Annotated in this window: 21 protein-coding genes and 1 pseudogene; 7 read left to right on the top strand and 15 right to left on the bottom strand. The window is 64.3% G+C overall.

What is annotated here, in order from left to right; genetic code table 11:
• Nucleotides 1-5: 5 nt before the first annotated feature.
• The 3 genes from AC5STI_RS15290 to AC5STI_RS15280 all read right to left on the bottom strand — a co-directional run bounded on the left by AC5STI_RS15290 (nucleotide 6) and on the right by AC5STI_RS15280 (nucleotide 5359).
• A complete protein-coding gene (locus AC5STI_RS15290; protein ID WP_475049174.1) occupies nucleotides 6-473 on the bottom strand; it encodes a YbjN domain-containing protein in 468 nt (155 codons plus the stop codon).
• 56 nt (nucleotides 474-529) lie between these two features.
• Nucleotides 530-3985 carry a chromosome segregation SMC family protein gene (locus AC5STI_RS15285; RefSeq protein WP_495447269.1) on the bottom strand — a complete coding sequence of 1152 codons (3456 nt, stop codon included), beginning with the start codon at nucleotides 3983-3985 and terminating at the stop codon, nucleotides 530-532.
• Between the two features lie 165 nt (nucleotides 3986-4150).
• Complete coding sequence (locus tag AC5STI_RS15280) at nucleotides 4151-5359, bottom strand: aminotransferase-like domain-containing protein (protein WP_495447268.1); 1209 nt, start codon at nucleotides 5357-5359, stop codon at nucleotides 4151-4153.
• Between the two features lie 158 nt (nucleotides 5360-5517).
• Between AC5STI_RS15280 and AC5STI_RS15275 the strand changes: the two genes are divergently transcribed.
• Complete coding sequence (locus AC5STI_RS15275) at nucleotides 5518-6288, top strand: FadR/GntR family transcriptional regulator (protein ID WP_475049170.1); 771 nt, start codon at nucleotides 5518-5520, stop codon at nucleotides 6286-6288.
• A gap of 71 nt (nucleotides 6289-6359) precedes the next feature.
• Here AC5STI_RS15275 and AC5STI_RS15270 read toward each other — a convergent pair whose 3' ends face one another.
• The gene (locus tag AC5STI_RS15270; protein WP_495447267.1) at nucleotides 6360-6902 is read right to left on the bottom strand and encodes a winged helix-turn-helix transcriptional regulator; all 543 of its coding nucleotides are present in this window, start codon (nucleotides 6900-6902) and stop codon (nucleotides 6360-6362) included.
• 39 nt (nucleotides 6903-6941) lie between these two features.
• On the opposite strand from AC5STI_RS15270, the gene AC5STI_RS15265 reads away from it, so the two are divergent.
• Complete coding sequence (locus AC5STI_RS15265; protein WP_495447266.1) at nucleotides 6942-7322, top strand: VOC family protein; 381 nt, start codon at nucleotides 6942-6944, stop codon at nucleotides 7320-7322.
• A gap of 198 nt (nucleotides 7323-7520) precedes the next feature.
• On the opposite strand, the gene AC5STI_RS15260 is transcribed toward AC5STI_RS15265, so the two are convergent.
• From AC5STI_RS15260 to AC5STI_RS15235, 6 genes are all read right to left on the bottom strand, one after another.
• Nucleotides 7521-8081: a F0F1 ATP synthase subunit B gene (locus AC5STI_RS15260; RefSeq protein WP_495447265.1), complete on the bottom strand. Its 561-nt coding sequence runs from the start codon at nucleotides 8079-8081 to the stop codon at nucleotides 7521-7523.
• Between the two features lie 4 nt (nucleotides 8082-8085).
• Entirely contained in the window at nucleotides 8086-8634 is a 549-nt protein-coding gene (locus AC5STI_RS15255; protein WP_259958056.1) for a F0F1 ATP synthase subunit B', read from the bottom strand.
• Nucleotides 8635-8722: 88 nt separating this feature from the next.
• Nucleotides 8723-8959, bottom strand: coding sequence for a F0F1 ATP synthase subunit C (locus AC5STI_RS15250; protein WP_008553903.1), 237 nt, complete (start codon nucleotides 8957-8959; stop codon nucleotides 8723-8725).
• An 88-nt stretch (nucleotides 8960-9047) separates the two neighbouring features.
• Complete coding sequence (locus AC5STI_RS15245) at nucleotides 9048-9851, bottom strand: F0F1 ATP synthase subunit A (protein WP_027235612.1); 804 nt, start codon at nucleotides 9849-9851, stop codon at nucleotides 9048-9050.
• A 40-nt stretch (nucleotides 9852-9891) separates the two neighbouring features.
• Entirely contained in the window at nucleotides 9892-10227 is a 336-nt protein-coding gene (locus AC5STI_RS15240; protein ID WP_421056299.1) for an AtpZ/AtpI family protein, read from the bottom strand.
• Between the two features lie 204 nt (nucleotides 10228-10431).
• Nucleotides 10432-11328, bottom strand: a complete 897-nt coding sequence (locus AC5STI_RS15235) for a DMT family transporter (RefSeq protein ID WP_495447264.1) — start codon at nucleotides 11326-11328, stop codon at nucleotides 10432-10434.
• Between the two features lie 86 nt (nucleotides 11329-11414).
• On the opposite strand from AC5STI_RS15235, the gene AC5STI_RS15230 reads away from it, so the two are divergent.
• Entirely contained in the window at nucleotides 11415-11759 is a 345-nt protein-coding gene (locus AC5STI_RS15230) for an ArsR/SmtB family transcription factor (RefSeq protein WP_495447263.1), read from the top strand.
• Here the strand turns inward: AC5STI_RS15230 and AC5STI_RS15225 are convergent.
• The 3 genes from AC5STI_RS15225 to AC5STI_RS15215 all read right to left on the bottom strand — a co-directional run bounded on the left by AC5STI_RS15225 (nucleotide 11756) and on the right by AC5STI_RS15215 (nucleotide 14055).
• Nucleotides 11756-12181 (bottom strand): universal stress protein, encoded by a 426-nt coding sequence (locus AC5STI_RS15225; protein ID WP_495447262.1) that lies wholly within the window; start codon nucleotides 12179-12181, stop codon nucleotides 11756-11758. The two genes, AC5STI_RS15230 and AC5STI_RS15225, sit on opposite strands and share 4 nt — an antisense overlap.
• A 102-nt stretch (nucleotides 12182-12283) precedes the next feature.
• On the bottom strand, nucleotides 12284-13180 hold the full coding sequence (locus AC5STI_RS15220; protein WP_495447773.1) for a DMT family transporter: 897 nt from the start codon (nucleotides 13178-13180) through the stop codon (nucleotides 12284-12286).
• Entirely contained in the window at nucleotides 13177-14055 is an 879-nt protein-coding gene (locus AC5STI_RS15215) for a LysR family transcriptional regulator (protein ID WP_475049151.1), read from the bottom strand. Before AC5STI_RS15215 ends, AC5STI_RS15220 begins: the two co-directional genes overlap by 4 nt.
• Nucleotides 14056-14174: 119 nt before the next feature.
• Here AC5STI_RS15215 and AC5STI_RS15210 point away from each other — a divergent pair, with 119 nt between their 5' ends.
• The 3 genes and pseudogenes from AC5STI_RS15210 to AC5STI_RS15200 form a co-directional block, all read left to right on the top strand.
• Nucleotides 14175-14756 (top strand): FMN-dependent NADH-azoreductase, encoded by a 582-nt coding sequence (locus AC5STI_RS15210; RefSeq protein WP_495447261.1) that lies wholly within the window; start codon nucleotides 14175-14177, stop codon nucleotides 14754-14756.
• Nucleotides 14757-14878: 122 nt separating this feature from the next.
• Nucleotides 14879-15070 carry a hypothetical protein gene (locus tag AC5STI_RS15205; RefSeq protein ID WP_495447260.1) on the top strand — a complete coding sequence of 64 codons (192 nt, stop codon included), beginning with the start codon at nucleotides 14879-14881 and terminating at the stop codon, nucleotides 15068-15070.
• Between the two features lie 36 nt (nucleotides 15071-15106).
• Nucleotides 15107-15631: pseudogene (locus AC5STI_RS15200) on the top strand (aspartate/glutamate racemase family protein); the annotation flags it as partial.
• Here the strand turns inward: AC5STI_RS15200 and AC5STI_RS15195 are convergent.
• A complete protein-coding gene (locus AC5STI_RS15195) occupies nucleotides 15628-16155 on the bottom strand; it encodes a prolyl-tRNA synthetase associated domain-containing protein (RefSeq protein WP_495447259.1) in 528 nt (175 codons plus the stop codon). The pseudogene AC5STI_RS15200 and the gene AC5STI_RS15195 overlap by 4 nt on opposite strands.
• A gap of 200 nt (nucleotides 16156-16355) precedes the next feature.
• Entirely contained in the window at nucleotides 16356-18263 is a 1908-nt protein-coding gene (locus AC5STI_RS15190) for an elongation factor G (protein WP_495447258.1), read from the bottom strand.
• A 275-nt stretch (nucleotides 18264-18538) separates the two neighbouring features.
• Between AC5STI_RS15190 and AC5STI_RS15185 the strand changes: the two genes are divergently transcribed.
• Nucleotides 18539-19066 carry a hypothetical protein gene (locus AC5STI_RS15185; RefSeq protein ID WP_495447257.1) on the top strand — a complete coding sequence of 176 codons (528 nt, stop codon included), beginning with the start codon at nucleotides 18539-18541 and terminating at the stop codon, nucleotides 19064-19066.
• Nucleotides 19067-19069 lie beyond the last annotated feature (3 nt).

Below are 19069 nucleotides of genomic sequence, written 5' to 3'. Positions count from 1 at the left end.
GGCACTTACCAGTCGATAAAGGTCTCGAAGTCCTGCATCGCCCGGGTCCACAGGCTCACCGCCTGCGCAAAATCGTCCGGGCTCATGCCGTCGTCGCCAAGAAACAGGTCCATCTCGATCCGCGCCGAGCCTTCCTCGGAGATGTAGCCGCGGGCAAAGCGGTTCTCGGTGTTCCACTCGTTGATCTTGGCCAGGCGCACGCTGCCTTCGGTCTGGTAACCTGAGAAAAACTGGATGGCGTCGCAGTCGACGTTGTTGTCGCAGCCGTAGTAATAGACAGAAAAATCGTTTCCGTAATACTCGACCTTGACGTTCGGATCGCCGACGCTGTCGGTGGTCAGCTCCACCTTGGCGCCTTCATCCTTAAAAAAACCGGCAACGCTTTCCCCGGTCTTGGCCACCACATTCTGGGCCGCCGCCGCAACCGGCAGCATCAGAACCGCAGAGGCGGCAATTGCCTTGAGCATATTCATTTGCATCTCCCAATAAACTTTGCACGCCTTCGCCTATCCCCGCGGCGCCGGCCTGCTCAGGCCACCATCGCCTCTGCCTTCTTCAGGTCAACGGAAACCAGCTGGCTGACACCTTTTTCCTGCATGGTGACGCCGAAAAGCCGGTCCATCCGCGCCATTGTCACCGCGTGGTGGGTGATGATCAGGAACCGTGTGTCGGTCTGGCGGCACATCTCGTCCAGCAAGTCGCAGAAACGGGTGACGTTGGCATCGTCCAGCGGCGCGTCGACCTCGTCCAGCACACAGATCGGCGCCGGGTTCGACAGGAATACCGCAAAGATCAGCGCCATCGCGGTCAGCGTCTGCTCGCCGCCCGAAAGCAGCGACAGGGTCGACAGCTTCTTGCCCGGCGGCTGGCACATGATCTCAAGCCCCGCATCCAGCGGGTCGTCGCTTTCGACCATCACCAGATTGGCCTCGCCACCGCCGAACAGATGGGTGAACAGCATGGCAAAGCTGTTGTTCACCTGCTCGAACGCGGTCAGCAGCCGTTCGCGGCCCTCGCGGTTCAAACTGGCAATCCCGTCGCGCAGGGTCTTCACCGCGCCTTCCAAGTCCAGCTTCTCCGCTACCAGCGTGTCATGCTCGTTCTGCACGCCGCGGGCGTCTTCCTCGGCACGCAGGTTCACCGCACCCAAGGCGTCGCGCTGGCGCTTGTAACGGTCGACATCGGCTTCCAGGGTTTCCGAAGGCGGCATTTCGTCCGGCGACACGCCCAGCTTCTCCAGCAGCGCCTGCGGTGTGATCTGCTGTGCCTCGATGATCCGGCCCGCGGCCTGCGTGACCGCGTCCTTGGCCGCGTCACTGCGCGCCTCGGACCGTGCCCGCGCCTCGCGCGCCTCAGAGGCCAGTCGCTCGCACTCACGCTCCTTGTGCACCGCCTCGCGCAGTTCGGCCTCAGCAGCGATCAGCGCCTCGGTCCCGGCAGACTTACGCACTTCGGCCTCAGAGATCGCCTCGTTCAGCTCATCCCGCTTCTCGGCGATTTCCTCTGGGACCGCATTGGCTTCTTCCAACTCCTCCTGCGAGGCCTCGCGGCGCTCCGCCAGCTCCTCGATCCGCAGCTTGGCGCTGTCCAGCCGGTGGCGCCAGCCCGACAGCTCCTTGGTCACCTCTTGCGCCCGCTTGGTGCGCGCTTCGCCCTCGCGGCGCAGCTCGTCATGGCTGGAGCGGTGGGTCAGCATGGTGATCCGCGCCGCCTCGACCGACTGCTTGATTTCCTCAACGGCCCCGCGCGCCTGATCCAGATCGCCCAGCTCACCCAAGGCATTCTCAGCCTCTTTCAGCTGGAGGCCCGCATTCAGCGCGTCTTCTTCGTGGCGGGAGACCGCAATGCCCAGTGTCTCGAGCTTGGCCTCCGCAAGATTACGGTCCGCCTCGGCCCGGCTCAGCGCGCGGGCCGCATCGGCAACCCGCTGATCTGCAACCCGGCGCGCCTGGCGGGCGTTCTGGTCGGCTTGCGTCACCTCTTCCAGCTTGCGCAGCAGCATCTCATGCGCGTCGCGGGCACCGTCGGCCTTGGCGCTGACGCGCTCCATGTCCTGCTTCAGCGCCTCCAGCTTGTTAAGCTGCTCCAGCCGCAGCGCGGCAGCGCTCGGCGCATCCTCGGCCCAGGCCCGGTAGCCGTCCCAGCGCCACAGGTCGCCCTCAACCGTCACCAGCCGCTGCCCCGGCTTGAGCTGCGCCTGCAATCCGGCAGCTGCATCGCCGTCCACCAGCCCGATCTGCGCCACCCGGCGCGAGAGCGCCTCCGGCCCGGAGACAAACAGCGCCAGCGGCTGCACGCCCTCCGGCAGCGCCGCGTCATGGTCGTAGCCCGGCAGGGACACCCAGCCGGTCGGCCCGTCCGCCTCCGCCAGCGGCGCCCGCAGATCATCGGCCAGCGCCGCGCCCAAGGCTTTTTCATACCCCGGCGCCACGGACAGCTCGTCCAGGATCTGGCCGCCCTCGGCCGTGTCGCGCTCCACCAGCTTGGCCAGCGCAGTCACCTCGGCGCGCAAAGCGCCCAGCTCGCCCTCAGCCTCGGAGCGCTGCGAGCGCGCCTCCGCCTCAAGGCTCTGGGTTTCCGTCCGCAGCTCATCCGCGGCCGCCAGCGCCTCTTCCGCCATCTCCGAGGCCTCGCGGGCCTCTTCCTCGGCGGTCACGGCTGCTTCGAACTTCTCCGAGGCCAGCTCCAGGGCCTCGCGCGCCTCGCCCTGCGCGGCACGGGCCTTTTCCGCCTCGGCCTCAGAGCGGCCAAGCGCCCGCTGGCAATCCTCGACGGCGCGGCGCGCCGACTGGTGCCGGGCCGCCAGACGGGCGACATCTTCGGTCACTTGCGCCAGATGGTCCTCGCGCGCCTGCAAAATCGAGCCCGCATCGCGCGCCAGCTCCGCCGCCTCCGCCAGACGGCCATCGTGCCCTTCGCCGGCCTTAGACAGCTCGCGCTGCTCCCATTCCAGCCGCTCGATGGTTTGGCCCGCGTCGTTGTTCAGACCGGACTCGCGCTCGATGTCATTGCCCAGCTGGACAATCCGGCTGCTAAGCCGCTCAATGGCTTGACGCGCCTGCGCCTCCTGATCGCTCAGCGAATCCCGCTGCACCACCAGCCGCTGCAGGATCGCCGCAGCAATCGCCTCCTCCTCGCGCAGGGGCGGCAGCTTTTCCTCGAACGTGCCACGCTGCGCCGCCGCCGCGCGCACCAGCGCCTCGGCCTTGGACGCCTGCTCGACACGCACCCGCAGCTCATCCTCGGCAGTCAGCCGCGATTCATCCGCCTCGCGCCAGCGCCGGTACAGCAGCATGCCTTCCGCCAGCCGCAGCTTCTCACCAATCTCGCGGTAACGCTGCGCCTGCCGCGCCTGCTTGGCCAGCTGCGACAGCTGCGCCGCCAGCTGCTCGATCACGTCATCGACGCGCAGCAGGTTCGCCTCGGTGTTCTTCAGCTTCAGCTCAGCCTCGTGGCGCCGCTGATAGAGGCCGGAAATCCCCGCCGCTTCTTCCAGAATCCGCCGCCGCGCCTTGGGCTTGGCGTTGATCAGCTCGGCAATCTGCCCCTGCCGCACCAGCGCCGGCGAATGCGCACCCGTCGAGGCATCGGCAAACAGCATCTGCACGTCGCGCGCCCGCACGTCCTTGCCGTTGGATTTATAGGCGCTGCCCACATCGCGGGTGATCCGGCGCACGATTTCCAGGATGTCGCTGTCATTGAACCCGGAGGGCGCCAGCCGTTCCGAGTTGTCGATCTGCAGGCTCACCTCGGCAAAGTTGCGCGCAGGCCGCGAGGACGTGCCGGCAAAGATCACATCCTCCATGCCCCCGCCGCGCATCGCCTTGGCGCGGGTCTCGCCCATCACCCAGCGCAATGCCTCCAGAAGATTGGATTTGCCGCAACCGTTTGGACCCACAACCCCTGTCAGCCCATCGGCTATGACCAGTTCGGTAGGATCAACAAAGCTTTTGAAGCCGTTCAGCCTGAGCTTGGAAAACCGCAAAGCTGCCCCTTCGTGATTCCGTATCGAGAAAGTTCAGCGGTTCCTACCTGTTGAGTCAACGCTCCGCACCCCCAAATCGGGGCGAATTCTGTTCAAACCACACCATATCTTGTGGATAACCCGCAGGTTCCGGCGGTGTTTTGCCCAGCAGCAGGCTGCCCGGCCTCATACAGACCGCAACAGCCGCCCCAGCCGGGCAATCCCTTCCTCGATAGCCGTATGGTTGGAATTGGAGAAGCTCAGCCGGATCGTGTTCTGACCGCTGCCATCGGCAAAAAACGCCTGCCCGGGGACAAAGGCCACTTTCTCTGACTCCAGCGACCGCGCCAGCAGGTCCGCCCCGCTGGTGCCTTCCGGCAGCGTCATCCAGACAAACATGCCGCCCTCGGGCCGGGTCCAGTCCAGCCCCTCCGGCATGTGTTCCTCCAGGGCCGCCAGCATCACATCCCGGCGGCGCTGGTAGACCGCGCGCAGCTGCTCCACATGCGCGTCGAAACAAGCCTCAGCGACGCCATGCACCGCCATCTGGTTGATGGTCGACGTATGCAGATCCGCCGCCTGCTTCAGCAGCACCATCTGCGAAATCACCGGCTTTGCCGCCACCACCCAGCCGATCCGCAACCCGGGTGCCAGCGTCTTGCTGAAGGTGCCGCAATAGACCGTCCGGCAGTCCTCGATCGAGCCCTTCTGCTCCAGCTCCAGCGCCAGCAACGGCGGCACCGGTTCCCCGTCAAAGCGCAGCGACTGATAGGCGGCGTCCTCGATGATCGCACAGTCCAGCGTGTCCGCCAGCTCCAACAGCCGCAGCCGCCCGGCGCGGTCCAGCGTCTCCCCGGTCGGGTTGGCGAAGTCCGGCGACAGATAGGCAAATTTCACCGCACTGCCCGCCTCCGCCGCGCCCTCGGCATAGCTCTCCGCCGTGCGGTTGCCTTTCAGTGACAGCCGGTCATAGCGCGGCTCATAAGCGTTGAACGCCGCAAGCGCCCCCAGGTACGTCGGCCAGCCCACCAGCGCAGTGTCGCCAGGCGACAGGAACAGCTTGCCCAGGTAGTCCAGGGCCTGCTGAGAGCCGGAGGTGATCAGCACATTTTCCGCCTCGCAGACAATCCCGATCTTCGCCATCTCCCGCACGATCCACTCACGCAGCGGCAGGTAACCCTCGCTCACCGAATACTGTAGCGCCATAGCCTGCCGCTCCGGCGTCAGCGCCGCCTGGTAGGCCTCGGCAAATTCATCCGCCGGGAACAGCGCCGGGTCCGGGATGCCGCCGGCAAAGGAGATGATGTCCGGCTGATCCAGCAGCTTCAGCAGCTCGCGGATTTCGGACGCCTTCATCCGCGCATTCCGGGTGGCAAATATCTGGTTCAGCTGCATGCCTCTCTCCTCGCGCATGATCTAGGCTCACGGTAGGAAAGTGCAAAACAAAGTCAACAAAGCTGACCTACTGTTACAGCCTTCGTGATCCCTGCCTGCCCTTGCAGCTGCCTCTCGCGCGTGGTCATATGTTTTGACCAATTCAGAAGAGCGCCAAGATGCCGTTTCAGAAAGTCCAGCCCGAAAAACTCTCCGCCTCCGTCGTAAAGCAGATCGAGCAGCTGATCCTGCGCGGCATTCTTTCGCCGGGCGAGCGCCTGCCTGCCGAACGCGAACTGGCAGAGCGGCTGGGCGTCTCCCGCCCGTCCTTGCGCGATGCCATCGGCGAGTTGCAAGCGCGCGGCCTGCTGGCGTCCAAGGCCGGCTCCGGCGTGTTTGTGGCCGACGTTCTGGGCTCCGCCTTCTCGCCGGCCCTGATCCAGCTCTTCGCCACCCATGACGAGGCAGTGTTCGACTACCTCTCCTTCCGCCGCGACATGGAAGGGCTGGCCGCGGAACGCGCCGCCCGCTTCGGCTCCGACTACGACCTGCAGGTGATCCAGGCGATCTTTGAAAAGATGGAGGCGGCCGGTAATCCAGCCACCTCCGAGGAAGCCGCCAAGCTCGACGCGCAGTTCCACTCCGCCATCATGGACGCCAGCCACAACGTGATCATGCTGCACATGATGCGTTCGATGTTCGACCTCCTGCGCGAGGGCGTGTTCTACAACCGCCGCATCATGTTCCAGCAGCACACCACCTATGAAGCGCTCTTGGAACAGCACCGCGCCATCAACGCCGCCCTGCAGGCCCGCGACCCGCAGGCCGCCCGCACCGCGGTCGAGGCGCATCTGGACTATGTCAAACAGGCCCTCACCGACCACCAGCGCGCCGAGCGCAACGCCGAAGTTGCAAAGCAGCGGCTGGAGCATGAGACAGGCAAGGGGTGACGATGAAGTTTAATGACCGATATGCCGGACATACCAGACTTCCGTAATATTTTTTTGAACGGCCGGTCCTGCTACTGGAAGCTGATTTCAGGTGCAGTGACCTGGCTTATCAGACCGCCCGTGTTCACCGCGCTATAGATAGACTTGGGCGGGCGGGCGGCTCCATCTACGCGGCGGCACACCCAGTTCCTTGCTTCCATTGATTTCAATGACTGCGACAACGCCCGATCTGTTATCGACGGCAGGTTTCGCTTGATGCCGCTGAAATGGCTTGGTGTGTGGAGCGAAGTCAGAACCGGCACAGTCCATGACCGGCGCAGCAGGGGCCTGTCTTTCTCTGCAGAAACACTGTGGATCCTATTGGCGATGGCTGCGGCCGCCCCCCCCAACTGTGTGAGCCGGAATTCCGGGCGCAGCGGATGACCGTAACCAGGGTTTCGTTCAACCAGGCCCAGTTCGATCAAATGGTCCATACTTTGCCCAAAGGCGGTCCTGCTTGCACCGGTCGCAGCCAGTAGCGGAGCTTGCCGCCCTGCGACACCTGAATGCAGACTCGACAGTATGGGCATTGCCCAAGCCCTTGAAGTGATGTTGACAAGCATTCCAATGTCCATAAAATATAGTTAGTATATTTTTATTCATAGGGAAAGCCCATGCCACTTGTTTCCGTAGACCACACCATCACCATCGCAATGTCAGTCAAGGATCGCCATGCAAGCGCAAAGTGGTACGAGGCCATGCTTGGATTTGAACTGCTCTACCATGCTGATGATGCAGGCTGGTCCGAGCTTCAGACGAACACGCCCGGTGTCGCCATTGGCCTTGGCGAACACACCAAGCCCGTGCCCGGCAATTGCGTACCAGTCTTCGGGATCTCAGGTTTGGACTCTGCCCGGCAAAAACTGGAACAGGCCAAGGTCAGATTTGATGGCGAAACGGATGTCGTCGAAGGCATGGTCAAGACCGCAACATTCTACGACCCCGACGGCAACGCCCTGATGCTTGCTGAGGATTTGACCGGAGGAGCTGGATAATGCTTGGGTTGCTTATCGTCTCTGGAACGCGTGTGCTTCAGTCGGAAAGTGTTTTTCCCATTTAAATCGTTTTCCCATAGCTGCCGGTTAACACCTTCACAGCATCGGTTAAAACTGGCTCAGAACACCCCTGCCAAAAACAAAAAAAACCCGGTCACTCGGACCGGGTTCTTTTAACTTGTCTGTATCAGCCAGAGCTTAGTGCAGCTTGGCGTCCACATCCGCGATGGCAGCGTCGATCAGCTTGTTGGCCTCGGCCGCGGTCATCTGCTTCGAGATCACCTCATCCGCTGCGGCAACAGCAATCAAGATTGCCTGGTCGCGAACTTCCTTCACAGCCGAAGCTTCTGCCGAAGCGATCTGCTCCTCGGCAGCCGCCAGACGGCGGGCGATGGAGGTTTCCAGATCCGCCTTGGCAACTTCCGCTGCACGGGCAGCCTCGTCACGGGCGGCAGCCACGATCTGATCGGCCTGGGTCTGAACTTCCTGCTGCTTGCGCTCATAAGACGCCAGGATGGTCTGGGCCTCTTCACGCAGCGCGCGGGCTTCGTCCAGTTCCTTCTGGATGGCCTCGGCACGGTTGTCCAGCTGGTTGCCCAGCAGACCCGGCACCTTGGCCAGTAGCAGGATGCCGACGAACAGAAGGAAAGCCAGCAGAACAACGAAATCGGTGTTGCCCAGCGACAGGAACGGGCCTTCTGCAGCCAGCGCCGGGCCGGCCGCGCCAAAGGTCAGGGCAAGAGCGAGAATATTGCGCATGTCCTTATCCTTTCGTCCGCTGTGCAACTGCCGAAGCAATTGCGTCTTTGTCTGCCGATCCGCCCAGCGCGGTCACCAGCGCCTCTGCGGTCTCGGTGGCAACAGCCTTGACGCTTTCCAGCGCGCCAGCCTTGATTTCGGCGATCGCCTTTTCGGACTCGGCAGCCTTGGCAGCGATCTGCTCGTCTGCTTTGGCGATGGCCTCGTCCAGCCCGGCCTGGATTTCTGCGCGGGTCTCAGCAGCGATGCGCTGAGCTTCCGCACGGGCATCCGCCAGAGCCTTGTTATATGCGTTTTCGGCCTCGACAGCCTTGGCTTTCAGGTCTTCAGCCGCGGCGAGGTCGTTGGTGATGGTCCCCTGACGCTCGGCCAGCACCGCAGCGATGCGGGGCAGCGCGACGCGCGACAGAATGAGGTAGATCACGACCAGGGCTACTGCCAACCAGAAGATCTGGTTCCCGAAGGTCGAGAAGTCCAGCTGAGGCATGCCCGGAGCAGACCCGTGCGCTGCGTCTGCGGCGCCGTGTGCTGCGTCTTGCGTATTAGATGCCATGTCGTCCTCCTTGGGAACTTGCCGTTACACCGGGCAGTGCAGGATCAAGCCGCACTGCCCGGCCGTAAGGAAATAGGTTCCTAAGGTCTTAGACGGCGAACATCAGCAGCAGAGCGACCAGGAACGAGAAGATGCCCAGTGCTTCTGCAAACGCGATGCCGATGAACAGGGTTGCGGTCTGGCCGGCAGCTGCCGACGGGTTGCGCAGAGCGCCTGCCAGGAAGTTGCCAGCCACGTGGCCCACACCGATTGCGGCTGCGCCGGAACCGATTGCTGCCAGACCTGCGCCGACGAACTGACCGAGTTGTGCGATATCGCCTTCCATGATTTCTCTCCTTACGATGGAATGTGGTGATTTCTAGGGTGGGCAGGCCCCGTCAGGGCGCCGCCCGCTTAGCTTTCAGATCCTGGCCTTAGTGGCTCGGGTGCAGTGCGTCCTTCAGGTACACGCAGGTCAGGATGGTGAACACGTAGGCCTGGATGAAGGCCACCAGAACTTCGAGGGCGTAAACTGCGGTGATCGCGAAGATCGGCAGGAAGCTGAACAGGCCCAAGGCGCCAGCGAAACCTGCGAACACCTTCAGAACCGCGTGGCCAGCCATCACGTTACCGGCAAGACGGATGGAGTGGCTGACAGGGCGCACGAAGTAGGAAATCAGTTCGATGATGGCCAGGATCGGGCGGAGCGCCAACGGCGCGCTCGACACCCAGAACAGGCCCAGGAAACCGGCGCCGTTCTTGACAAAGCCGACGATGGTCACGGTGAAGAACACCAGCGCCGCCAGGATCGCGGTGACCGCGATGTGCGAGGTGGTGGTGAAGGACATCGGGATCAGGCCCAGGAAGTTGGCCATCACGATGAACATGAACAGGGTCATGATGTAGGGGAAAAACTTGACGCCGTCCTTGCCGGCCACGTCTTCAACCATCTTGTAGATGAAGCCATAGGCCAGTTCCGCAACCGACTGGGTGCGGCCCGGCACGATGGCGCGGCGCGAGGAACCCAGCACCAGCAGCGCGAACACGGCCAGAACCGCCAGGCCCATCCACAGGGTCACGTTGGTCGGGGTGTACCAGGAGACGTGGTCACCGCCGAACAGCGGCTTCACGATGAACTGGTCCATCGGGTGGATCGCCAGCTTTGATTCCGCCGGAGCGAAAATCAGGCCCGACACTACGACCAGTGCCAAAACTGCGAAAAAGAAAATTTTGCCCATCGGTCCGCTTCTCCTGTCGCCGGCAGCCGATCCCGTCGGATCAGTCCCGGTCTTGCGCATTTTTTTCGGCCTCATCGGCCAGTTTCTTGTCCTGGATCTCCTGCGCGCTGCGAAGCATCGTCTTCACCCCGGCCGCAAGCCCCAACAGTATGAACAGCACCATGAAGATCGGGAGCGTGCCAAACAGCAGGTCGAGCCCGTATCCGATGCCAAAGCCGATCGCGAGACCGGCCACCAATTCGATCACCATCCGCCAGGCGAGGTTCGCCATCGAATAATGCTCATCCGCGCGCGGCTTGGGCTCCTGGGCCTTACGCGCCGCCGCCAGCTTCTCCTCCAGCTGCGCCATGCGCTGCTTTTGGTCGTCGTCGGTCACGGGCGCCATCCTCACGCGAATTTCTGTGAAGGGTGCTAAGGCCAAGGGGCTAAGGAGTCAATTACAAGGATTGAAGATTCAGATTCACAATAAGCTATTGAAAATGAAAGGGTAAATCTGCAACAGAACAGGCCGCGCCGCCTTGCCGCAGCCGCCGTTAGAGCCAAACCGCCCGGGATTCCATATTCAACCGAAAGGTTGATTTTAGCGGACAGGCCGCCGCGGCAGCCGCATTCGCACGATCCGCCCGTCGATCAGCAACAGCCCCAGCAGGATCGCCGCCATGCCCCACAGATGCTCCGCCAGCAGCTGCTCCTTCAGGATATAGGTGCCCAGGAACAGGGCCGAGACCGGCGCGATGAGTGTCGGAAGGGTGATGTTGGTCGGCCCCACCTTGGGCAGCACCCAGTAAAACGCGATGAACGCCGCCGAGGTCAGCACGAAGCCGATCACGAACAGCGAGGCCCAGGTCTCGATCCGCGTGACATGCGGCAGCCCTTCGGTCCAGATCGCAAGCGGCGCAATCGCGGCGGTGGCGCCGGTCAGCGCAATCGCCACCAGCACCACCGGCTCCATGTCTCTGAAGCTGCGCGCGATGTTGACCGAGAAGGCATAGCACAACGGCGCGCACAGGGTGATCAGCACCGCCCAGGCCTCCGACGACTGGCCGCCCTGCAGCAGCGGCAGCGACAGCAGCACGATGCCGAGGAAGCCGCACAGCACCCCCAGCGACTTCAATACCGTCGCCCGCTCTCCCCCGGGCCAGAAATGCGACACGACAACGGCCATCGCCGGAGTGGTGGCATTGACGATCCCGGCCACGCCGCTGGCGATATGCTGCTGGCCCAGCGCGTAGAATGCAAAAGGCCCGGCATAGCTGAGCACGCCAAAGCCAAACAGCGCCAGCCAGCGCCCCGCCCCGGCAGGCACCTTCTTGCGGGCGGCCAGCACATAGATCCAGCATCCCAGCGCGCCAAACCCGACCCGCCCCATGGACACTGAGAGCGGCCCCAGCTCGCGCAGCAGGATGGCGTTGAACATGAACGACATGCCCCAGCCGATGCCGAGGATGAAAATCACCAGCCAGTACTTCAATGCCATGCCATCAATCTCCGCGCCTGAAAGGCGCTACCATGACGGCTCAGGACCGATTGTCAAATCCCCGGGCTGTGGATAGGAGTGAAGGCATGAGCGATCCTCTCGACATTGTCTTTGCAGCCCTGGCCGACCCGACCCGCCGGGCGATCCTTACTATGCTGCTTGAGGATGACATGGCCGTCACCGATGTGGCGGAACCGTTCGAGATGTCGCTGGCGGCGATTTCCAAGCACCTGACGATCCTCACCCGTGCGGGCCTGATCGCCCAGGAAAAGCGCGGCCGGGTCAAATGGTGCAAGCTGCAGCCCGACGCCATGCGCGCGGCGTCGGTCTGGATGCAGGGCTTTGGCCAGTTCGAGCCGGTGAACCTGGATGCCTTCGAACGCTTCCTCGAAGCCGAATTGAACGCCGAAGACACCCAGCCCGATAGCTAGCGCACGACAAACACCGAGGCTTTGGAATGGCGCATCAGATACCCGGCATGGGAGGTGGTGATGTAATCCAGAAGCCGCGGCGCATGGCTGCCGGCAATCACCAGATCGGCGCCGGTCTCGTCCACCGTGCGGGCCAGGATGCCGTCCACCTCTGCCGCGACGTCGTTGGAGTGGACCGTGATGCCCTCCACTTTGACCCCGCCGGCCTTCCCGGCAATCTTGCTCTCGATCTTTCTGGCCAGAGAGGTCATGACTTCCTGAGCCGCGCCGTGGGAGTAAGTCTCCTCAGGAGTGCCGCCGTACACATTGACCAGGGTCAGGCGCGCGCCTTCGATCCGGGCCAATTCCATCGCCAGGTCCAGCGCCTTGGACACCGGATCGGGCAGCCGCAGGTCCACCGGGACCAGGATGTGTTTGAACATGTGACGCTCCTTGTTACCTGAGCGCGTTTCCTGCGTCTGCCATGGTAGCTGCACCAGCCGTGGCCGCCTTGACCTCCGTCAAGCGGCGCAGCGCCGCGGCCCTTACGCAGGCTGCTGCTCCCGCGCGCCCTCCAGCAGCATCACCAGCGCCACCACCGACATCGCCACCCCGATCAGCACCATCCCCGGCGGCGTGCCGCGGCCCAGCGCAATCTCCCACAGGATCACCCAGCTGGGAGTGAGGTAGGTATAGGCCATCACCTTGGCCGACGGCAGCCGCAGCGTCGCGTATTGCAGCAGCACAAAGGTGGCAGAGCTGGCACAGACTGCGAGGTAAAACAGGCCGATCCACACAATGCCGGGCAGCTGCATCCAATCGGTGGCCAGGATGTCCTGCCAGCCGAACGCTGCCAGCAGCGCGCCGCCCGCCAGCAGCATCCCGAAGGTAAAGACCACGGCCGGCTCGCCCCGGTTCAGCTTGCGCACCATCGGCGTATAGATGGCATGCAGCACACAGCCCAAAAAATAGATGATCTCGCCCTGGCCGATCTCGAACGCCGCCAGCGCGCCCAGATCGCCGCGCACGATCACCCAGACCGCCCCGGCCGCGCCCAGCGCCAGCGCCACGGCCATCCAGGGGGTGGTGATCTGGCGCAGCAGCAGCCAGCCGAACAGCGCACTCATCACCGGCACCAGCGTGAACACCGCCGCCGCGCTGACCGGCGCCGCCGTCTGCAGCCCGTAGAACATCAGCACGAAATAACCGCCGAACAGCCCGCCCAGCACCGCAAACCGCCACGGCGCGCGGAAATGGGCGCGCCGCAGTCCGGTGGTGGCCATCGCCGCTGCACCAATGACCACTGCCGCAATGCCAAACCGTGCCGCGTTCAGTGCCGCCGGCGCGATCTCATTCGCCACCATGACGCCCAGCGAAAACGACCCCGCCACCAGCGCCGAGAACATCAGCATCGCCAGATGCCCGCGCAGCGCCTCGCTCACAGCTGCCAATCCTTGACCTGCTCCTTCAGAAACTTCAGGAAGGCCTGCACCTTGGTTGTCCGGTGCAGGTCCACATGGGTGACCAGCCACAGGGTGCCTGCCCATTCTTCCTGCGGTGCCATCATCTCCACCAGATCCGGTTCCTGCCGCGCCTCCCAGGCCGCCATGAAACCGATCCCCGCACCACTGCGCACCGCGGACTTCAGGGTAAAGCCATCCGTGCAGCGAAAGGCAATCGCCTCAGCCGGCGCATTGGCCCGCAGCCAGCGCGAAAACGGTGCCCGGCTGCTCTCGTCGTCCTGGCCGACAAAGCGGTGATTGGGGATATCCTCCACCCCCTTCAGCAGCCCGTATTTTTCGGCATAAGACTTGGCGGCATACAGCCCGATCTGCTGCTGCATGAAGGGCTGCACCACGTTGTCCGGCTGATCCGGCGCATTGCCCGCGCGGACCGCCACATGCGCCTCGCCATATTCCAGCCGGAACAGCCGGTCGCCGGTCAGGTAGCGGATGATCAGCCCCGGGTGCATGTCCTGGAACTCCTTCAGCGCCGGCACCATCATCGGCGCGAACGACGCCAGCGAGGTCACCACCAGCTCACCGGAGACATCATCGCCCTGCCCCTTCAGCCGCCCGACCAGCTGGCTGAACTGATCATCCGTCGCCTGAGCCACCCGCAACAGGTCCTGCCCGGCCTCGGTCGGCGTATACCCGCGGGCATGGCGCTGGAACAGCTTCACCCCCAGCCGCGCCTCGATCGCGTCAATGTGGCGGATCACCGTGGCATGATGCACCCCCAGCACTTCGGCCGCGCCGCTGACGGTGCCCATGCGGGCCACCTGATAGGCGGTGCGGACTTCATCCCAGTTTTCCATGCCAGTCTCCCTGTCAGCCAAACTGCGCGCCAGTGCACAAATGCTGTGATTTCATCGGCGTTGCGTTCAAATTTGCAATACCCCAAATTCCTGCCAGCAACAAGCTCAGGAACTTGAAAATGACCCGCACCGTTCTCCATATCGACTCCTCCGCCCGCATCGAGGGCTCCGTCACCCGCGACCTCTCGGCCCGGATCGTCAGCCGCCTTGGCGCTGACCAAGTGATCCGCCGCGACCTGGCCACGCCGCTGCCGCTGCTGGACGGCGCCTGGGTGGGGGCCAACTTCACCCCCGCGGACCAACGCACAGACGAACAGAAACAGCTGCTCGCCCTCTCCGACTCGCTAGTCGAGGAGCTGAAGCAGGCCGACACCATCGTCATCGGCTCGCCGGTCTACAATTTCTCGGTGCCCTCCACCCTGAAGGCCTGGATCGACCTGGTCGCCCGCGTTGGCCTCACCTTCCAGTACCATGAAACCGGCCCCGTCGGCCTGCTGGAAGGCAAGCGCGCCATCATCGTCATGGCCTCGGGCGGCACCCAAGCCGGTTCCGACATCGACTTTGCCACCACCTACCTGCGCCACGTGCTGGGCTTCATCGGCATCACCGATGTCGAGATCGTGGCGGCCGACGCGATGTCGATCGACGCCGACGGCGCCCTGGCCAAGGCCAAAACCCAGATCGAAGCCCTGGCTGCCTGATCCCCGGCATCCCAGCAACGCCGCCAGCCCTCCCCGCGGAGAGCTGGCGGCTTTTTACGTTTGGCAGCCCCCCGCCGCCGTGCCAGTCTGCCCCTATCGGCATTTCAAGGGCGGGCAATTTGATGAAGAAGATCGGCATTCTCGGCGGCGTCGGCTGGGCCTCGACCATCGACTATTATCGCGCCATCTGCGAAGGCGCCGGGCGGTTCTTTGCAGATCGCGGTGCAGGTTCTCCGCTGCCGGTGCCGCCGATCACCATCGAATCCGTGGTGCAAGCCCAGACCCGGACCTTGCGCGGCCGCCCGGGAGACTAGGCCAGCTGGGCCGCCTTCGACGCCGTTTTCCGCGAGGCGATGCTGACGCTGGAGCGCGCGGGCTGCGACTTCGCCCTGATCGCCTCCAACACCCCGCACGCCCGGCTGCATGCGATACAGGAGGGCGTGATGATGCCGATCCTCAGCATCTTCGACGCGACCGCCAGGGCCGCCGCCGAAACCGGCGCCACGCAGGCGCTGGTGCTGGGCACTGCCGTCACCATGCAGGCCCGCAACTATGCCAATGTGCTCGCCGAACACGGCGTCAGCGCCAACGACCCCCTGCCGGAGGCTGAGATCGCCGAAATGCAGGCCATGATCGACGAGGATTTCTACGGCGGCGCGTCCAGTGGCGCGCAAGCCCGCCTGCTGCGCTTCTGCACGAAACACGCCAAGCCCGGCACCGCCATCCTGCTGGCCTGCACCGAGCTGCCGCTGGCCTTCCCTGATCACATCGACGACGTCAGTTTCGAGGCCGGCGGCTTCCTGTTCGTGAACCCCTCCGCCGCCCATGTGGCCGCAGCGCTGGATCTGGCGCTGGAGGAGGAAAGGGACGGTTAGACCCAGTTCACCTCGACGCCGGTCTTCTCAAAGAACGCCATCACATCATCGCGCTTCATCGCCACGGTGCGGTCATTGACCAGTGGATGCATATAGATGACATCCGCCTCCTGCGCCTGCGCGTCCATGTAGAAGGTCACGCCCTTCTCCACGCCGGTGATCATCGCCAGCGGGCTGACCGCGCCGGGGCGGATGCCGAGGTTCTCCAGCAGCCGGTCGGCTGAGCCGAACGAGAGGTTGCCCACGCCGATCTCCGCGCCCAGGCTTTTCAGGTCGATTTCCCGGTCCTGCTGCAGCGTCACCAGATAGTTCCGCTTCTTCTTGTCCCGCAGGTACAGGTTCTTCAGCCGCAGCGCGTTTTCGCCGGGCACCATGAACTGCGCCTCAACGCCCTTGGCGTCCTCCACCGTGCGCAACGGCACATGGGTGTGCAGCCGGTAGGCAATGCCCCAATCGTCCAGCTGCTTCAGCAGCGCATCCGAGGAGACAGGCAGGCTGTCCTGATAGGCCGATGAGGCATCCATGATATTACTCCGCAAGTCCGTGCCGGGTTGCTGCGCAGATCACAGAAAACAGCCGCGGGACGCAAGAGCTGTTCCGCCCCCTGCGCCCCGTTTTGCGCCAATTCAGATGGTGGGCAAGGCGGTGCGCCAGGCGGCGGGCAAATTGCCCACCCCGCAAAACCAGCCGTAGGGTGGGCGATTCCGCCCACCGCCCCGCCGGTTCACGCCTCAGCGAAATCCGCTCTTCGCGCCTCCTCGTAGTGGTCGAAATCGGTACTGAACCAGCCGGTGCCGCGGGTGGCACTGGCCAGCGTGTTGCACAGCTCATCCTGCGCCGACATCGGCAGCAGCGTCTCGAACACATCCCAGCCCGCGACGCCGTCCTCTGCCTCGAAGCCCAGGATCTGGCCCTTCATGCCGCTCACCACCGGCACCAGCCCGCCGGTGAACACCGACGGCACATGGATATGCACCCGCATGATCGGCTGCAGCAGCACCGCGCCCGCCTCCGTCAGAGCCTCGCGCACCGCGTTCTTGCCGGCGGTGCGGAAGGCATAGTCGGAACTGTCCACCGAGTGATGCTTGCCATCTTTCAGCGTCACGCAGACATCCACCACCGGATGGCCATTGAGGCCCTGCGCCAGCGCCTCGCGCGCACCGGCCTCGACCGAGGGGATATAGTTCTTGGGCACCGCGCCGCCCTTCACCGTTTCCTCGAACAAGAAACCGCTGCCGCGGGGCAGCGGCTTCACCTCGATCACCACGTCGGCAAACTGGCCCGCGCCGCCGGACTGCTTGCGGTGGCGGTGATGCACCTGCACGGATTTCTTGATGGTCTCGCGCAGCGCCGGCGGCACCGGCCCTTCCTCCACCTCGACCCCGAACTCGTCCTTCAACGCCTGCTTGATACGGCGCATGTGCAGTGGCCCCTGCAGGTTCAGCAGCACATGGCCGCTGGCCTCCTCCTGCCCGACCACCAGCGCCGGGTCGATCTCCGCCAGCCGCTCCAGCGCGCCCGACAGCCGCGCGTCGTCCTTCTCATGCACCGGAGTGATCACCCGCCGGAAGGTCGAGGGCCGCGGCTGCGCCCAGCCGGGCAGCGGCGCCGTCCCGTCCGGACCATAGGCATAGCCCAGGTTCAAATGGTCAGACTTCACCGCCTGCCCCACGTCCCCGGGCGTCAGGCGGGTGACGGCCGCCGAGCCGACACCGGTCAGCGACCCCAGCGCCGCGCCGCCCACCGGCACGCCGTTGCCGACACTGCCGTCCAGCGCCCGCACCATCACCGTCTTGCCCAGATGCTTGACGAGATCCGCCATGCAGCCGACCGCAACCACCTTGCCATCCTGCGACAGCCGCTCCAGCGCCGCGCCCACATCCGGCGCCTCATGGCGCAGCGACTTCATCAGCCGCAGGATGCCGTTCTTGTGCTCGGCCGATCCCATCAGGGCCGGGATCAGATCGTTATGCTGCAGCACCTTGGTGGCAACGTCGTAAACCTCCTCCGCCATCACCTTCTGATCCTCGATCAGCTCCTCCAGCAGCGTGTCATCGAAATCCGCCAGCGCTTCCAGCAGCTCGGTCCGCGCCTCCTGCTCGCGCGCATACATCGCCACCGGCAGCTCAATCAGCGCCGAGGGCTTGCCCTCCTGGTACTGCCAGGCGCGCTCGGAGATCAGATCCACAGCACCCACAACCTGGCCATCCTCGCGGATCGGCACCTGCCGCAGGATGATGTTGTGGCTGCAATAGGCCTGCAGCGCGGCGACAATCTCCGCCACCCGGTCCGTTGCCTGGTCCATGCGGTTGACAAAAATAAAGGCGGGGATCCCCGCCTCTTCCACCTTGCGCAGGTACGGCGCGCTCAGCACCGCAGCGCCGGCGTCAGCCGGCACGCAGATGACGGCAGCGTCGCTGGCGGCCAGTGCCGGGCCCGCCTGCGCCAGATTGTCGGCCCCGCCCGCGATGTCGATCGCGGCCCAGTCCTCGCCCATAAATGAAAAAGGCTGCAAAGCGGCGACGCCTGCAGCCTCCTGCCGTTTGCCGGCGGCGCTGTCCAGATTGGCCAGCGCCGTGGCCAGCGTTGATTTGCCGGACTGCGACGGTCCCAGAATAGTGAAAACGCGCATGTTCTCAGATCCTCCCATAGCTGATGCGGCTGCCCGCCTACGGCCGCGGACGCTAAGGTTCGCGCATCATGCCTGTTCTGAAGATCTGCCTCGATGCCCCTCCGGGCAGGCCCTGCCTGTGAGTGCGGCTGTGGGCCAACCTCCCGATGTTGGCCAAGCCACCCCCTCCGAGTCAAGCGCGCAGAAGGCGCAGCTGCGCTGCTTGCCGCTCATATCTGACGGCCAAGCCGCGAGTTTCCCCTGAACCGCAGCCTCCCCAAGGGTAAGCTGAAGCCATGAAAATCACCCGCAACACGCCCGGACAGCTGATCCTGGCAGACACGCCGTGGTTCATCGGCATTGCGCTTACCCTGTTTATCCTGGCTTTCGTTGGCGCCGGTCTCGGCGCTGCCAGCACCGGCGGTGAAAGCCTCTGGTTCGGACTGGGCTTTGCCGCCATGGGCGGCGGCATGGGGTTCGCCGCCTTTTGCCTGTTCGTGCGCCGGGTGCAGGTGATCCTCGACCGCCCCGGTGGCCGCATCGTGATCCGCCGCCAGTCGGTGTTCGGCTACAGCCAGGTGGAGCATCACCTCGCCGACCTGTCCCACGCCGAGGTGGAAAGCACCACCAGCCGCAGCCAGGGCCGCAGCCGCACGCTCTACCGCCCCGTTCTGGTGCTGGACAGCGGCATGAGCGCCGGACGCCACCCGGTGGCCGAGGCCTACACCAACGGTCGCGGCCCGCATCGGCTGGCGGAGGCGATCAATGCTTGGCTGCCTGCCGCCGGCCCTGCAAAGGTTGACTCCGGTGGCCAATCCGCGTAACGC

It is taken from the genome of Leisingera sp. CC-HEC096, assembly GCF_059429235.1.
This window is presented reverse-complemented; position numbering and strand designations above follow the sequence as displayed.

What these genes read in the sequence shown, in the direction of transcription:
- AC5STI_RS15245 (WP_027235612.1), bottom strand. Translation starts at nt 9,851, where the DNA reads ATGGGCAAAATTTTCTTTTTCGCAGTTTTGGCACTGGTCGTAGTGTCG.
- AC5STI_RS15255 (WP_259958056.1), bottom strand. Translation starts at nt 8,634, where the DNA reads ATGGCATCTAATACGCAAGACGCAGCACACGGCGCCGCAGACGCAGCG.
- AC5STI_RS15235 (WP_495447264.1), bottom strand. Translation starts at nt 11,328, where the DNA reads ATGGCATTGAAGTACTGGCTGGTGATTTTCATCCTCGGCATCGGCTGG.
- AC5STI_RS15250 (WP_008553903.1), bottom strand. Translation starts at nt 8,959, where the DNA reads ATGGAAGGCGATATCGCACAACTCGGTCAGTTCGTCGGCGCAGGTCTG.
- AC5STI_RS15270 (WP_495447267.1), bottom strand. Translation starts at nt 6,902, where the DNA reads ATGGACATTGGAATGCTTGTCAACATCACTTCAAGGGCTTGGGCAATG.
- AC5STI_RS15260 (WP_495447265.1), bottom strand. Translation starts at nt 8,081, where the DNA reads ATGCGCAATATTCTCGCTCTTGCCCTGACCTTTGGCGCGGCCGGCCCG.
- AC5STI_RS15210 (WP_495447261.1), top strand. Translation starts at nt 14,175, where the DNA reads ATGACCCGCACCGTTCTCCATATCGACTCCTCCGCCCGCATCGAGGGC.
- AC5STI_RS15225 (WP_495447262.1), bottom strand. Translation starts at nt 12,181, where the DNA reads ATGTTCAAACACATCCTGGTCCCGGTGGACCTGCGGCTGCCCGATCCG.
- AC5STI_RS15215 (WP_475049151.1), bottom strand. Translation starts at nt 14,055, where the DNA reads ATGGAAAACTGGGATGAAGTCCGCACCGCCTATCAGGTGGCCCGCATG.
- AC5STI_RS15205 (WP_495447260.1), top strand. Translation starts at nt 14,879, where the DNA reads ATGAAGAAGATCGGCATTCTCGGCGGCGTCGGCTGGGCCTCGACCATC.
- AC5STI_RS15190 (WP_495447258.1), bottom strand. Translation starts at nt 18,263, where the DNA reads ATGCGCGTTTTCACTATTCTGGGACCGTCGCAGTCCGGCAAATCAACG.
- AC5STI_RS15185 (WP_495447257.1), top strand. Translation starts at nt 18,539, where the DNA reads ATGAAAATCACCCGCAACACGCCCGGACAGCTGATCCTGGCAGACACG.
- AC5STI_RS15290 (WP_475049174.1), bottom strand. Translation starts at nt 473, where the DNA reads ATGAATATGCTCAAGGCAATTGCCGCCTCTGCGGTTCTGATGCTGCCG.
- AC5STI_RS15280 (WP_495447268.1), bottom strand. Translation starts at nt 5,359, where the DNA reads ATGCAGCTGAACCAGATATTTGCCACCCGGAATGCGCGGATGAAGGCG.
- AC5STI_RS15230 (WP_495447263.1), top strand. Translation starts at nt 11,415, where the DNA reads ATGAGCGATCCTCTCGACATTGTCTTTGCAGCCCTGGCCGACCCGACC.
- AC5STI_RS15275 (WP_475049170.1), top strand. Translation starts at nt 5,518, where the DNA reads ATGCCGTTTCAGAAAGTCCAGCCCGAAAAACTCTCCGCCTCCGTCGTA.
- AC5STI_RS15195 (WP_495447259.1), bottom strand. Translation starts at nt 16,155, where the DNA reads ATGGATGCCTCATCGGCCTATCAGGACAGCCTGCCTGTCTCCTCGGAT.
- AC5STI_RS15265 (WP_495447266.1), top strand. Translation starts at nt 6,942, where the DNA reads ATGCCACTTGTTTCCGTAGACCACACCATCACCATCGCAATGTCAGTC.